Annotated in this window: 14 protein-coding genes and 1 pseudogene; 13 read left to right on the forward strand and 2 right to left on the reverse strand. The window is 37.3% G+C overall.

Features of this window, described 5'->3' with window-relative positions; all coding sequences use genetic code 11:
- Nucleotides 1-304 (reverse strand): IS110 family transposase (locus J7E52_RS24440; protein ID WP_214750931.1); only part of this gene is annotated, 304 nt, incomplete at its 3' end.
- 275 nt (nt 305-579) lie between these two features.
- Between J7E52_RS24440 and map the strand changes: the two genes are divergently transcribed.
- The 4 genes and pseudogenes from map to J7E52_RS24460 form a co-directional block, all read left to right on the forward strand.
- Entirely contained in the window at nt 580-1,320 is a 741-nt protein-coding gene (map, locus tag J7E52_RS24445; protein WP_214750932.1) for a type I methionyl aminopeptidase, read from the forward strand.
- Nucleotides 1,321-1,657: 337 nt separating this feature from the next.
- The gene (locus J7E52_RS24450) at nt 1,658-2,119 is read left to right on the forward strand and encodes a GNAT family N-acetyltransferase (RefSeq protein WP_214750933.1); all 462 of its coding nucleotides are present in this window, start codon (nt 1,658-1,660) and stop codon (nt 2,117-2,119) included.
- A gap of 125 nt (nt 2,120-2,244) precedes the next feature.
- Entirely contained in the window at nt 2,245-2,652 is a 408-nt protein-coding gene (locus J7E52_RS24455; RefSeq protein WP_309476937.1) for a YbaN family protein, read from the forward strand.
- 223 nt (nt 2,653-2,875) lie between these two features.
- Nucleotides 2,876-3,424: pseudogene (locus J7E52_RS24460) on the forward strand (threonine aldolase family protein); the annotation flags it as partial.
- Nucleotides 3,425-3,723: 299 nt separating this feature from the next.
- On the opposite strand, the gene J7E52_RS24465 reads toward J7E52_RS24460, so the two are convergent.
- The gene (locus J7E52_RS24465; RefSeq protein ID WP_214750934.1) at nt 3,724-3,921 is read right to left on the reverse strand and encodes a hypothetical protein; all 198 of its coding nucleotides are present in this window, start codon (nt 3,919-3,921) and stop codon (nt 3,724-3,726) included.
- A 43-nt stretch (nt 3,922-3,964) separates the two neighbouring features.
- Between J7E52_RS24465 and J7E52_RS27525 the strand changes: the two genes are divergently transcribed.
- The 9 genes from J7E52_RS27525 (at nt 3,965) to J7E52_RS24510 (ending at nt 13,896) form a co-directional block, all read left to right on the forward strand.
- Entirely contained in the window at nt 3,965-4,099 is a 135-nt protein-coding gene (locus tag J7E52_RS27525) for a hypothetical protein (RefSeq protein ID WP_396020314.1), read from the forward strand.
- Nucleotides 4,100-4,348: 249 nt separating this feature from the next.
- A complete protein-coding gene (locus J7E52_RS24475) occupies nt 4,349-5,077 on the forward strand; it encodes an STAS domain-containing protein (protein ID WP_286198063.1) in 729 nt (242 codons plus the stop codon).
- A 786-nt stretch (nt 5,078-5,863) separates the two neighbouring features.
- Nucleotides 5,864-6,667 (forward strand): ABC transporter ATP-binding protein, encoded by an 804-nt coding sequence (locus J7E52_RS24480; protein ID WP_214750936.1) that lies wholly within the window; start codon nt 5,864-5,866, stop codon nt 6,665-6,667.
- Nucleotides 6,668-6,719: 52 nt separating this feature from the next.
- Complete coding sequence (locus J7E52_RS24485) at nt 6,720-7,712, forward strand: ABC transporter substrate-binding protein (protein ID WP_286198064.1); 993 nt, start codon at nt 6,720-6,722, stop codon at nt 7,710-7,712.
- 1 nt (nt 7,713) lies between these two features.
- The gene (gene fhuB / locus J7E52_RS24490; protein ID WP_214750937.1) at nt 7,714-9,693 is read left to right on the forward strand and encodes a Fe(3+)-hydroxamate ABC transporter permease FhuB; all 1,980 of its coding nucleotides are present in this window, start codon (nt 7,714-7,716) and stop codon (nt 9,691-9,693) included.
- A gap of 251 nt (nt 9,694-9,944) precedes the next feature.
- The gene (locus J7E52_RS24495; protein WP_214750938.1) at nt 9,945-10,826 is read left to right on the forward strand and encodes a PhzF family phenazine biosynthesis protein; all 882 of its coding nucleotides are present in this window, start codon (nt 9,945-9,947) and stop codon (nt 10,824-10,826) included.
- Nucleotides 10,827-10,997: 171 nt separating this feature from the next.
- A complete protein-coding gene (locus J7E52_RS24500) occupies nt 10,998-11,699 on the forward strand; it encodes a response regulator transcription factor (protein ID WP_214750939.1) in 702 nt (233 codons plus the stop codon).
- Entirely contained in the window at nt 11,696-13,039 is a 1,344-nt protein-coding gene (locus J7E52_RS24505) for a sensor histidine kinase (RefSeq protein WP_214750940.1), read from the forward strand. The genes J7E52_RS24500 and J7E52_RS24505 overlap by 4 nt, the downstream gene beginning before the upstream one ends.
- Before the next feature lie 101 nt (nt 13,040-13,140).
- Nucleotides 13,141-13,896, forward strand: coding sequence for a PepSY domain-containing protein (locus J7E52_RS24510; RefSeq protein WP_214750941.1), 756 nt, complete (start codon nt 13,141-13,143; stop codon nt 13,894-13,896).
- Nucleotides 13,897-14,136: the final 240 nt, after the last annotated feature.

Below are 14,136 nucleotides of genomic sequence, written 5' to 3' on the forward strand. Positions count from 1 at the left end.
CGACATCCATGTTTTGTTTGAGTAGCCACTTTGAGAGGTTTATCCAATAATGACCGGTAGGTTCCATTCCGACTATCGTGGTGTCTAGGTTTTTCATGTGTTTTAGTTCCTTGATCCAGTTTAGTAAGCTAGTAAAGCCCTCTTCGTTATTTTCAAAAGACAAAGGTTTCCCGACCACAATGCCCCTATAGTTTACAGCACGGGCCACGTGTACGTGTTGGGCAATATCCACACCAACAACTAGATGTTGTTCCGTAATTCTCTCAATTAGTTGATTTTGTTTGTTTTGCATTTTAAAATTCATAGTAGGGCTTCCTCCTTAAGACTTTGAGTTAGATTGGACTCTATACTCGTATCTTACTGAGGGGCTCTATTTTTTTCAAACCTGATATTTAACAATCTACAGGAATGCTAACGGTTGCTATAGCCCTTTTTGTTGTCGATTTCTTGACCGAAGAAAAATTCAGCTGAGGGGTATTGTACCAAAAAATTTACATTGCTTTTATTTTTCGGGAAAATAAAGGTACAATTAATACGTATTTATTATATTGATGATAAAAGATAATGAGGTAGAAAAAAATGATTGCAAAAACAGAAGAAGATTTTAATGGTTTGAAGGAAATAGGTAAAGTTGTTGGCTCCATTAGAGATGAATTGGTGCAAAGAACAATTCCTGGCATAACGACCAAAGAACTTGATGATATAGCCGGAGAACTTTTAGAAAAAGCAGGTGCTATTTCAGCTCCAAAAGGTGAATATGATTTTCCTGGCTATACTTGCATTAGTCTTAATGAAGAAGTGGCACATGGTATTCCGGGTCATCGGGTTATTCGTGAAGGGGATCTAGTAAATATCGATGTATCTGCTTCAAAGAACGGTTATTTCGCAGATACAGGAATCTCGTTTGTAGTAGGAGAAGGAGAAGAAGTATTAACGAAAATATGTGACGTTGCTAAAAAGGCATTTGAAGCAGGTCTTAAGAAAGCGAAACCCGGTTCCAAAAAAAGCAGAATCGGAAAAGCAGTATTCGAAACAGCGAGACAGCATGGATTCACTGTTATCAAAAACCTTACAGGACATGGTGTTGGACGTAGAATACACGAGGCACCTGACCATATTTGTAATTATTATGATCCATGGGATAATGAAATATTAAAGGAAGGGATGGTTATCGCATTCGAACCATTTATCTCAACCTTTGAAGAAGAAGTATTCCAAAAAGAAGACGGTTGGACCTATGCTACAGAAAAAAGCTATGTAGCCCAATTGGAACATACGATTATCCTTACTAAAAATGGACCGATTATTGTCACGCTTTAATTCAAGCATAGACGAAAAGACTCGTATAAATATAAGTAGTTCGTATACCGTCGTAGAAAACTTAAATGGAGTAACATATAAATTCGTAACACTATTAAAGAATGTTACTCGCTCTAAATGGTCAAACAACACTTAAATAAGGGAGTTGCTATAGCAGCTCTTTTTCTTATGGAGTTAAGCGGCAGGAACATGGGTAAAATTATTTGGAAACTATGTTAAAATTAGGGGATTATTGTTTTGAAAGGGCGTTGGAATAATGGGGTCGAGTCAATCTAAAAACAAGGATATACTTTTGGCTATCTGTTATGCGTGGTGATTATGTTTAGAGGTGGGTTTTATGAAAGTACTTTTGAAAAGTGTTACGAGAGAAAATTGGGAAGAGGCATTAGCACTAAAAGTTAAGAAGCAGCAAAGTAACTTTGTACCGCCAGTAGCCGTATCACTTGCCAAAGTTTATATTAAACCGGACGGGGATAATATTGTTTATTTGCCCTTTGCCATCTATGACAAAGAGATAATGGTCGGTTTTATCATGCATGCTTACGATGAAAATACGACGAATATGTACTGGATTAATGGATTCATCATTGATGAGAGATATCAGGGGAAAGGATATGGTAGGGCAGCACTGTCTGAGATGGTACATTGGATAGCAAACAGGTTTACCAATTGTAAAGAAGTTCGTCTAACCGTATTTAAAGATAACGAAAATGCTCGTGAATTATATAAACGTTTTGGCTTTCTTCCCACAGGAGATGTATATGGAGAAGAAGATGTGTGGTTTCTTCCAATAAAATAACTATGTTTCTTATGAAACAAAAGGGGCAGGTTAGTTCAAGGAGAAAATGGGAAGATACTAATCAATGTTATGAATCAATTAGACTTCCTCTTTACGTTATAAGGGAATAGAATATAAATAAAAAGGTGATTACAATTAAAAAAGTAAAAAGTATCCTATTTTTTCTTCTTGGGTCCATATCTCTTGTGATTGGTGTTGCAGGGACTGTGTTACCAGTTCTGCCGGGCGGTCCGTTTTACTTATTTGCTGCTTTTTGCTTTGCTAAAAGTTCCAAGTCAATTGAAAACTGGTTCAAAAGCACCTCTTTATATGAAAAGTACGTTGAAGCATTCCTGCAAAAAAAAGGTATGACTCGAAAAGAGAAAATCAGAATCAACTTAATTGCCGATTTCTTCATCGTAATTTCTGTATTTTATGTGGACATCCTATTCGTGAAAATCTTGTTGGTAGTGCTCGCCCTCTACAAACATTATTATTTCATTAAAAAAATTAAGACAATTGACAGAAACAGTGAGAAACAAAAGGCTTTTTGAAAGTCCTCTATGAATTACGGGTTCTTCCTGCAATAAGGGAGTTGATTCTAACAAGTGCGTTAGTTCAACAATAATAAATCGTTTGGGGCTGCTTATTGGCAGCCCCTTTTCTTATTGGGCAGGGTAGTGCAATTGAAGTATGAGCTCTAAAAGTGAATTTTTTGAAATTGGTCAAACTAGTGTTATCGATTGATACTTCAAAGTTTAATAAAAAATGTTAATTAGATTAGGGTATGGTTTGGCATCAATAGACAGCGATTTAACCCTGGCCGATATTGCAAGGCTATGTGATGTATTCTATATAGGGGGAACGAAAGTTGGTGAAATGTTTGGTGAAGCGGTAGTCATCATGAATGATGCCCTTAAAAAGGATTTCCGCTATTATATCAAGCAAAAGGGAGGATTACTGGCTAAAGGGAGACTTTTGGGGATCCAGTTTGAAACCTTATTTGAAGATGGCCTATACTATGAAATTTCCAATCATGCCGTTGAAATGTCAATCATGATTCGAGAAGCATTTGTTGAAAATGGATTTTCATTACGATATGATTCCACATCAAATCAGCAGTTTCCGATTTTGCCGGATGATGTAATTTTGGAATTAGGCAAAAAGTATTCATTCTCCTTCTGGGAAAAAGTCGATGCTACACACAGTGTTGTGAGATTTTGTACCAGTTGGGCTACGAAAAAAGAACATGTTGAAATGCTCGTAGAGGATATTAAGGGAAAAAGGAGAAAAAATGGCCACGATAGAATTATAATCAGACAATAGTTATCTAAAAGAATGTACGGCAAATATTGTTTCCATACAAGAACGGTTTGTTGTGTTTGATCAGTTTTTTTATCCAGGTGGCGGTGGCCAGCCTTGTGACCAAGGGATTATTAAACAAGGTGATGAAACTTATAATATATTAACAGTAAAAAAGTAGATGGTGAAATTATTCATGAACTAGAACGTCCATTACAGTACATTAATCGAACAGTAGAAATGCAGATTGACTGGTCCTGGCGGTATCGGATTATGCAGTATCACACATTATTGCATGTCATTTCAGGTTATTTATATCAACATTACAACGCTTTAGCTACAAGCAGTTCAATTGAAAAAGGAGATGCGAGATTAGAACTGTCTTTTTCTCCTACAAGAAATACCATTCGATTCATTAGAACGATCAATAAAGAAGGTACTGGCACAATCCCATAATGTTTTACGAAAACAATTAGTAGAGCTGAAGCGGAGCAAAAAGAAGGATTTATCAAAACGGTCATTAATTTACTTCCAGCTTCTCTTAACGAAATTTGAATCGTTCAAATAACTGATATTGATGAGCAAGCATGTGGCGGAACCCACGTCAACAACACAACTGAAATTAAAGACTTTTCCATCATGAAAATTCAACAAAAAGGTCCCACGAAAAAAAGGATTAAAATCCAACCATTGGATTAAATTCAATGAGGAATATACACGCCGGAGATACGTTCTAGTAATTTGGTATTAAGCTAGGTCGGAAGCAGCGTCCATGTTTTTTTAATTCAATTGACTATCAATGACGTAAATGATTATTATTACTACAAGAGTTTATTAGATTAAAGAAGGTGTTGGACTAATATGACCTGGGTTTTGAATGTTTCAAACCACTTAATCGATAATGCAGAATCTCTAGCTGGAGAAATCGTTGAAGGTGTTCTGCATAGTATGAAATTAGAAATTCCACAGTGGGAAAAAGAGCAAGCGATAAAAATGTATATTGAATTTATAAATTTTTTAGGGCAATCTCTTTTTGTCGAGGAAGAGGGAGTGCCACAAACACTCATTGAATGGAGTAATAAGAACGCAGCTGGACAGATATCTCCCGAAGGGAAAATTTCAGAGATAATTGTTCGTTATCCGCCAACGAGGGACATTCTTACCGACATAATTACGAAAATCAGCTTAGAGTTTGAGCTTTCATTAAAAGATCATTCCTTCATTATTAAGCGGATAAACAATATGTTGGACATAAGCCTTAATGAAACCATTTTTGCTTTCGAACGCCTTTCCGACGAATACAAGGAGAAGACGCAAAAAGAACTGGCTGAACTTTCAGCGCCCATTGTGTTGATTAAAGATGGTATTGCGGTACTCCCATTGATTGGAATTATAGATTCATATAGGGCGAATTACATTATGGAAAAAGTCGTACCCAAAATTTCTGAACTTCGGTTAAACTATGTGATTGCCGACTTCTCAGGCATATTGAAAATAGATACAGATATTGCACGCCATCTTCATCAAATAGGACAAATGCTTGAATTGCTAGGAATACATTCCCTTACAACGGGGCTACGACCTGAATTAGCCAAAACCGTTGTAAATAGCGGAATTAATATGTCCGGAATTACTTCTTTCGCAAACGTTAAGCAAGCATTAGAAAGCATTAAATAAAAAATAGAGACAGGTTCAACCCATCCTTTGAACCAATATCAATTAAAAGAAGTACTTACAAAAAACCAGCAATATATCTGCTGGTTTTTTTATACATTGGCTCGGTTAAAACAATTATGCTGAGTTTCTTCTTTAACAAATGGGGCAGGTTAGTCGTAGATGAATGCTACAATAAAAGAGATTAGTTCAATAATAGAAGGATTTGAAAAAATAAGAGTCGGATATTATTGGACTTGTGTTTATCTGGTTCGCAGTGTTTTTGGTATTGGAATGTATATAGTGATACAAATATTTTTGGTCTTCAAACTCAAATCATTTATCAAATAGAAAGGCATCTATGGCTCAGATACATAGATGCCTTTTCATTTTCATTAAATTCTCCTCATTCCTACTATCAATAAGTCACTTGCCTGAAAGGCTAAATTGGTGGCCAGTTTTTGTGGAAGCCTAATATAGTGCAAATATTGAGCTGGTGTCCTAATTATAAGCAGAAGAGCGTAATTTGTCCCCTAATTTTCTTCAGTATGTACTTCAATCCTTCAATCTTTCCCTTATGGAATTCTACATCACTGCATATCCGTGGATTGCGCTTAAAGGCAGGCGTTTTTCAAGAACTCCATTCTAGTTGCTAAGCTGCTGTGCTTTTTTTCGTATTTTAGGACAAGACACCATACAATGGAAGATTCTCTGTCATAACATATTAAAACTTAGGTTGTTAGAGAGACCATTCGAGTTCCTTATTTTATTTACTATATTAAGGTCGGGAGCAATACTAGGAGTGATAACATGCATCCATTGGAAGCAAGATCATTAACATTAGCCTATGGGGAAACGATAATTATTGACCAACTAAACTTACAAATTCCAAATGGGGAAATCACGGTTTTTATAGGTAGTAATGGTTGTGGTAAATCAACCTTGCTCCGTTCTTTAGCACGTCTATTACGTCCAAAGGAAGGTTCTGTTATTCTCGATGGGAAAGAGATAGAAAAATGGCCGACAAAAGAAATTGCCAAACATTTGGCTATTCTTCCACAGGGACCAATTGCTCCGGAAGGACTTTCTGTCATTCAATTGGTAAAGCAAGGGAGATACCCTTATCATAATTGGCTGAAACAATGGTCGGAAAAAGATGAAATGATAGTGAATAATGCATTGGAAGCTACAGGAATGAAATCTTTAGCTGATCGTTCGGTTGACTCCCTATCTGGGGGGCAACGACAAAGAGCCTGGATTGCCATGACACTTGCGCAAGAAACAGACATCATTCTTTTAGACGAACCAACCACGTATTTAGACATGACCCATCAAATAGAAATACTTGATTTGCTGTTTGAATTGAACGAGAAAGAACAGCGTACTATCGTGATGGTTCTTCATGATATAAATCTCGCTTGTCGATATGCTCAACATATTGTAGCGATTCATAACCGAAACGTTTTTGCTCAAGGAAAACCAGAAGATATTGTAAACGCTGATATGGTTCGTTCCGTTTTTCAAATAGAATGTGAGATTACTGTCGATCCATTGTTTGGGACACCTTTATGCATTCCATATGGCAAAGGGAGAAAAGTAAATGATGGGAAGTAACATGCCATTCATTATTGGGTATCTACTATTCTTGAAAAAATCGGGGGAATGAATGATGAAAAAATTATTCAGGGTGCTGTTTTTATTATCATTTGCAACTATATTGGCAGCTTGTAACCAATCACAAATGGATGGGACAAATCCTGATAGGCAAACATCCAATGAAAATAAACCAGTAACGATTAAGCATGTATTAGGAACCACGGAACTGCACGCAAAACCGAAAAAAATCGTGGTATTAGAATGGACATACGTAGAGGACTTGTTAGCTCTTGATATACGGCCTGTTGGTGTTACAGATATAGAAGGGTATAACAAATGGGTACAAATTGATGAAGAGCTATCAACTGATGTAACAGATGTGGGCACCAGACAAGAACCGAATCTTGAAGCTATCGCTCAGTTAGAACCGGATCTAATTATTACAACAAAATTTCGTCATGAGGGCATTAAAGAAGAGCTGGAATCAATTGCCCCTACTATATTCTTTGAACCTTACCCACAAGATGAATCCATTAGCCAATACGATGAAATGGTTACAACCTTCAAAACAATTGCTAAAGCAGTTCAAAAGGAAGATCAAGCTGATGTGGTTTTAAATGAATTAAATGAAAGATATAAAGAAACAAAAGAGAAAATCCAAGGAAAAAAATTGAAAACAAATCAATTTGTGTTAACTCAGGCTTATAGCTCGAATCAAGTACCTGTTCTTCGGGTATTTACACCAAACTCAATGGCATCGGTTATTTTGGAGAAGGTAGGGTTACAAAACGCTTATCAAAATGAAAAATTTGAAGTATATGGTTTCTCTACAGTCAATGTGGAGGCACTTCCTGCCTTAGAAGAAGCCAACTTCATTTATGTCGTTCAAGATAATGATAATATAATTGAAAACCAATTAAATGATAATGCCGTTTGGAAAAACATAGCGTTCGTTAAAGAGGATCGTACTTATTCATTAGGGGAAGATACTTGGTTATTCGGAGGCCCACTATCGGCAAAAGTACTCGTAGATCAAATTGAAAACGCATTGGTGGAAGAATAAAATGAAAACTTCAATAAAACAGAGTTCCCCTTGGCTTTTCATAGGGGGCTTCCTTCTATTGTTTGTTCTTAGTATCCTGCATTTATATCAAGGCCAAGCAGATTATACGATACGAACAATGATGACAGAGGTTTGGCATGAAGGAAATGTTCAAAATATAGTACTGGGGCTCAGGCTTCCCAGAGTCATTATCGGTATACTTTCCGGGGGAGCATTAGCAGTTGCTGGTGTACTGTTACAAACATTAACGAAGAACCCCCTTGCTTCCCCCAGCACTTTAGGAATTAATTCGGGAGCCTATTTGCTCACTGTTATCGCTATGGTCTTTTTTCCACAATATATAGGGGATTATCCTTTTGTTATTTCCTTTCTCGGTGCAGGGTTATCCGCTGGTCTGTTGATAGCTTTAGTAGGAAGAATTATGGAGCCGGTTCGTGTCGCTCTTACAGGAATGATTGTTGCCTTACTTTTTTCTTCTATTACAGGAGCTGTACAGCTTCTTTTTGAAAATGAAACAAATGGATTGTTTTTATGGGGATCCGGAACTCTTATACAACTAGATTGGTCTGGTGTGAAATTTTCGATATTTTTCATTTTAATTGGCTTGATTATAGCTTTATTCCAAGGGAAGTCACTTGATCTCCTATCCCTTGGAGATGACTTGGCCACTTCGTTAGGACAATCGGTAAACCGTGTAAAGGCATTCGCCTGGTTCACGGCTATTTTACTTTCTGCTGTGACAGTTAGTGTTGTCGGCCCCATAGGCTTTATCGGTCTAATGGCACCGCATTTAGTTCGGTTAATGGGAATACACGGGCACAAGCTTTTAATACTTCATTCTTTTTTATGGGGAGCCAACCTACTTGTTGCCGCAGATGTATTAGCAATGTGGATTCAACCAGGACAAGAAATTCCGGTTGGGGCCATGACGGCTTTAATTGGTGCACCTTGGTTAATGTATTTAGCATACAAAACTGGAAAAAGACAATCAAGGGGAGAAAGCCGTCTCGGCAGTTCACTTCTCCCGATATCATATCGCTGGATCTTGTTTGGATTATTTGGATTGACCATTATGATTATATTAGTTTCAGTTTCATATGGAACAGGAAGTGTTTTTACATTTCAAGATTGGCTTGATAAGTCATTTAACTCACCGTTTGTTATGCAATTCCGTATTCCGCGAATATTGACTGCCTTTCTAGTTGGAATGCTATTAGCGACAAGTGGATTATTTATACAGGCTGTATTAAGAAATCCTCTGGCTGACCCTTCAGTTTTAGGGATCACTTCTGGTGGCGGGGCCGGGGCATTGATTTTCCTAGTCTTATTTCCTGCCGTTTCGATACAATTTCTGCCTATTGCGGCTATGATTGGTTCAAGTATTTCAATCACTATCATTTTACTTCTGTCATGGAAAACTCAATGGCAGCCGATCCTACTTGCGTTAATGGGGGTAGCGGTTTCTGCATTTGGTTCAGCCATTATACAAATATTGATTGTTAAAGCAAATATTGGCGTAGCTCCTGCCCTGGCATGGCTAGCGGGAAGCACCTATGCCAAGGGCTGGGATGAATTGAAACTTGCTGGCGTGGTCGCTCTCATTACAATTCCTTTGAGCCTTTTATTTATTAGGAAATTTGATGTGATTTCCTTTGGAGATGAAGTTGCTGAGGGACTGGGAGTAAATATTATTATGACGAGGCTTTTAGCTATTATGTTAGGAGTTTGTATGGGGGCAGTCAGTGTATCCATTGTAGGGACAGTCGGGTTTATAGGTTTACTAGCACCTCATGCAGCTAGGAGAATGGTTGGATTTGAACATAAAAAGGTTATTCCAGTCAGTCTTTTTCTTGGAGGAATCCTTTTAACTTCAGCTGATCTTATAGGAAGACTTGTTTTAGCCCCTAAAGAAATTCCTTCTGGACTTGTCGTTGCTCTAATAGGCACTCCATATCTCTTGTATTTACTGAGAAAAATATAGAATACGCCTCCTTTTTCTCTTTAATTTATCTTTAATGACTTCTGTATACCTTATATAAAGTTAGGTGACGCCGTAAATTAAGGGGCGGAATAATACTTAAAGTAAAAATAGGGCTTTTAACATGAGAGTTGCTCCGGCAGCTCTTTTTTTTTTGGAGCTAACTGGGTAAATAGCGTCTTTATTTTTAAAATTTTACATGCAATAATTTGTACATTCGTTAAAATAACTAAAAAGTAAACGAGGGAAAGTTTATGGAGAGAGTTAATTATTCTATTGTTGATGTGTTTTCTAATGGAAAATATACAGGAAATCAACTCGCGGTTTTTAAAAACGCTGGAAATATTCCGGATAATGAAATGCAACAAATAGCCAAAGAAATTAATTTTGCCGAAACTACCTTCATCTTGTCTGATTCAAAAAATGATGGCGGCTATGATGTCCGGATTTTCACACCTAATGAAGAGGTTCCTTTTGCTGGACATCCGACTTTAGGAACTGCATATATCATTCAAAATGAAGTATTGGAAGCACCATTGGATAATATTATTTTAAACTTTAAAGGTGGACAGATAACAGTTACATTCAATAATCAAGAAGAGCTTCTATGGATGAAACAAAATGAACCGACTTTTGGCCGGATTTTAGATACAGATAAAGTTTCTGAAGTTTTAAATATACATAAAGAAAACATAGATGATAGATTTCCCATTCAAGAAGTTTCGACGGGACTCCCTGTGTTTGTTGTCCCATTAAAATCATTGGAAGCAGTTAAAAAAGTAAAGATTAAAAGAGAAAAATATTTTGAGTTAATTGAACATACGGATGCAAAAGCCATTATGGTTTTTTCGCCAGAAACGTATGATTCGAAAAATGATTTGAATGTTCGAGACTTTGCGGACTATTATGGTATCCCTGAAGATGCAGCCACTGGCAGTTCTAATGGATGTTTAGCTTCTTACTTAGTTAAATACCGGTATTTTGAAAATAGTGAAATAAACGTTCGCGTAGAACAAGGATACGAGATCGGAAGGCCTTCTTTATTGTTTTTAAAAGCAGGATATGAGACCGGGAAAATCAACGTTCATGTAGGAGGTAAAGTAGTGAAAATTGCTCAAGGTGAATGGTTCCTATAAAAACCTAACATTCTAACAGGTGCTTTGCTTCAAAATAGTAAGGTTGCTGAGGCAGCCTTTTTCTTATTGAACTTAACTTCGCTATTAATCTCATGATCTTTAATGAATCCTATTTCTCTTTCGCAAAATATAAAGTCCCACAAAAAAAACCCCCAAAAGGAGGCATTCCATTTGAATAAAGAATCAATATTAATCGTAGAAGACGAAGAGAAAATCTTGAGACTGCTTGAATTAGAGCTTGAAATCGAAGGCTACCGAATCGGAAAGGCAATGGACGGGAATGAAGCACTTGAAGTATATGGATCAGGAAAATGGGATTTGATCTTATTGGATGTCATGCTTCCAGGCATTAGCGGAATCGAGCTGCTTCGTAAAATTCGTACGAAAAACACCTTTACACCTGTCATCCTGTTAACGGCAAAGGGCTCGGTTGAAGATAAAGTTTCTGGTCTTGATCTCGGCGCTAATGACTACATTACAAAACCCTTTCAAATTGAGGAATTGCTTGCTCGGATTCGTGCGGTTTTAAGAATGCGAACTGCAGCACCTTCAATGGAAGATGATGGCGATGAATGGCTAAATACTGCTGATTTAAGGTTAAATGTCAAAACGCGCGAAGTCATCAGAGGAGAAAATGAAATTGACCTAACCCCAAAGGAGTATGATTTACTTCTTTATTTACTGAAGAATAAGCGTCAAGTGCTAAACCGGGATCAAATTCTGGAGGCGGTCTGGGGGTATGATTTCTATGGAGAAACAAACGTAGTGGATGTGTATATCCGATATGTTCGAAAAAAACTCGAATATGGCTTTGATGCGCCACTTATTCATACTGTAAGAGGCGTTGGCTACGTCATAAAGGAAGCCAAATGAGACTTCGAAGGAAAATAAATTTATATACAACGGTGTTATTCATTTTCCTGCTTCTTTTGATGAATGTTTCCATTTATTTTGTTTTCAGTAAACAGGTGATGATGCATGAACTTGATCGTGCGAAAGCGGAGACAGAGAAAATGGCATTTGATGTTAGTGAAAATGTAAATCGTATTTCACCAAATGATCTACTACGTGCCTATGTGCCTATAGATGGCATGGTTGGTATTGTAATAGAGGGTCAAAGGCAAGGAACAGTTGTTACATCCAATTCTGAAAAACAGTTATGCAATCGACCTAGCAGCTTTTACCCAGGTGAGGAGAGCGCGATCATCACTTTTGATCAGAAAAAGTATGTGTTCGTTTCAAACCCGATCGTTTGGGGGGATGGAAGTGTAGTTAATCTTCAAATTACCAAAAGCATTACAGCAACAGAAGAAATGCTTTCTGTTCTTCGCATTGTATTAATTGCTGTAACGGTCATCGCCACGATTCCTGTTCTGATATCAAGCAGTATTCTCAGTAATTTCATTGCTCGTCCGATTCGCTCGATGATTGAAACGATGAAAGAGATTCAAACAAGTGGCCAATTTAAGCGACTCAGCCTAGAAGAAAATTCAAAAGATGAACTTGTGGAAATGGGGAAAACCTTTAATCACATGATCGATTTGCTGCAAGCTAACTTCGAAAAACAGGAACAATTCGTATCAAATGCTTCACATGAATTAAAAACACCGCTAACTGTCATCGAAAGCTATGCGAGTCTTTTGCAAAGAAGGGGTTTAAAGCGTCCTGATTTGTTTGATGAATCAATAGAGGCCATTCATTCTGAAGCCATTAGAATGAGAGAGATGACAGAGCAATTGCTCCTGCTTGCAAAGCATCAGGAAAAATGGAATATAGTGAAGGAAAACGTAAATTTGACTGATATCATGGAAGATTTAGCAAAGGTGTATAAAAATGCGTACGATCGAACAGTGGAAATTCATAGCAACGATGCAATTGAAGCATTAACGGACGTTCAAAAGTTAAAACAGCTTTTGTTCATTTTTTTGGACAATGCAAGAAAGTATAGTGACGAACATATCTCAGTCTACATAGGAAAAACAGGTAATGAAGCATATATCCGCATCGAAGATAGAGGGGACGGAATCCCAAAGGCTGAATTGCCAAAAGTGTTCGATCGCTTTTATCGTGTAGATGAAGCAAGAAGCCGAAAGCAAGGCGGATCAGGATTAGGGCTTTCCATGGCAAAGGAAATTGCTGAGGCAATTGATGTCCGGATTGAAATGGATAGTCTCGAAGGCAGGGGAACAATCGTCACTCTTTTATTTACTTAAGTCCCTTAACTGAAAGAGATTTAAATAAAAGAATGGGAGAATTCTTATCGAGTTCTCATTTTACCAAGATTTAATTCAGATGACGTTGGATGGGTGATACGATGAAGAGTAGAAGATGGCTGGTACCAGTTGGGTTAATTGTCGTGTTTGGTCTGCTTTCATTTGTCGGATTTCAATGGTGGGCTCCATCATTATCCGCGGAAAACTTGACTATAGAAGAAGTGAACCAGATAGCAAAGGATAAATATCCTGGTACCATTATTAAGACAACGAAAAATGATGGTGAAGAATATCAGATTGAAATGCAGCTTGAAACCGGGGTATATCAAATTAGGATGGATGCAAAAAGCGGGGAAGTTGATTCCATAAAAAGGAAGATATTGACTAAAGAAACTTCAGGTCATGCAACTGAAGAAACGACGAAAAAAACACCTCATAAGCAACTAACCCAAAAAGAAATAAAGGAACGAATTTCCGCAAAAGGTGATCTGGAACAAATTGATTTTGTGCAGGAAAAAGACAACTCCTATTATAAAGCAGTTGTAAATAAGAATAATGAAAAAACCACATTAATACTCGACCCATATACGGGAACCATTATTGACTCAACAAAGGTAGCAGATAGTATCATTACAGAAAAGGAAGCAATTGCGATTGCCGAAAAACATGTAAAAGGAACAGGTGATGATACAGAATTTTATCAACCCCCGAATCAGACACCTTATTATTTGGTCGAAGTTGAATTGGAAGACGATCGTGACGCAGTTGTCCAAGTGGACGGCTACACAAAAGAAGTAAAAACAGTCACATGGGAAGATGATGATGCTGATGTGGATGATAATGATGACTCTAAATAAAACAGTTTGCTTAAAACTGAGAAAAACTAAGGGATGTTTCCCATCACATTTCAATTTTTCTTTCAGCTAAAATAAAGAAGGGTGATACCAATTAGATGTCTAATGGGTATCACCCTTCAGTTTGTAGACAAAAGGGGTTCGGAATTAAAAAATTCCGAGCCCCTTTTGAAATTTCCTTTGAATTTTGGCCCAAGGTTGAGAGATTAGGGCTCTACGAGCCCTCTATGTTAGGCCATTTTT

Source organism: Bacillus sp. ISL-34, from assembly GCF_018613325.1.
GTDB lineage: Bacteria > Bacillota > Bacilli > Bacillales > DSM-1321 > Peribacillus.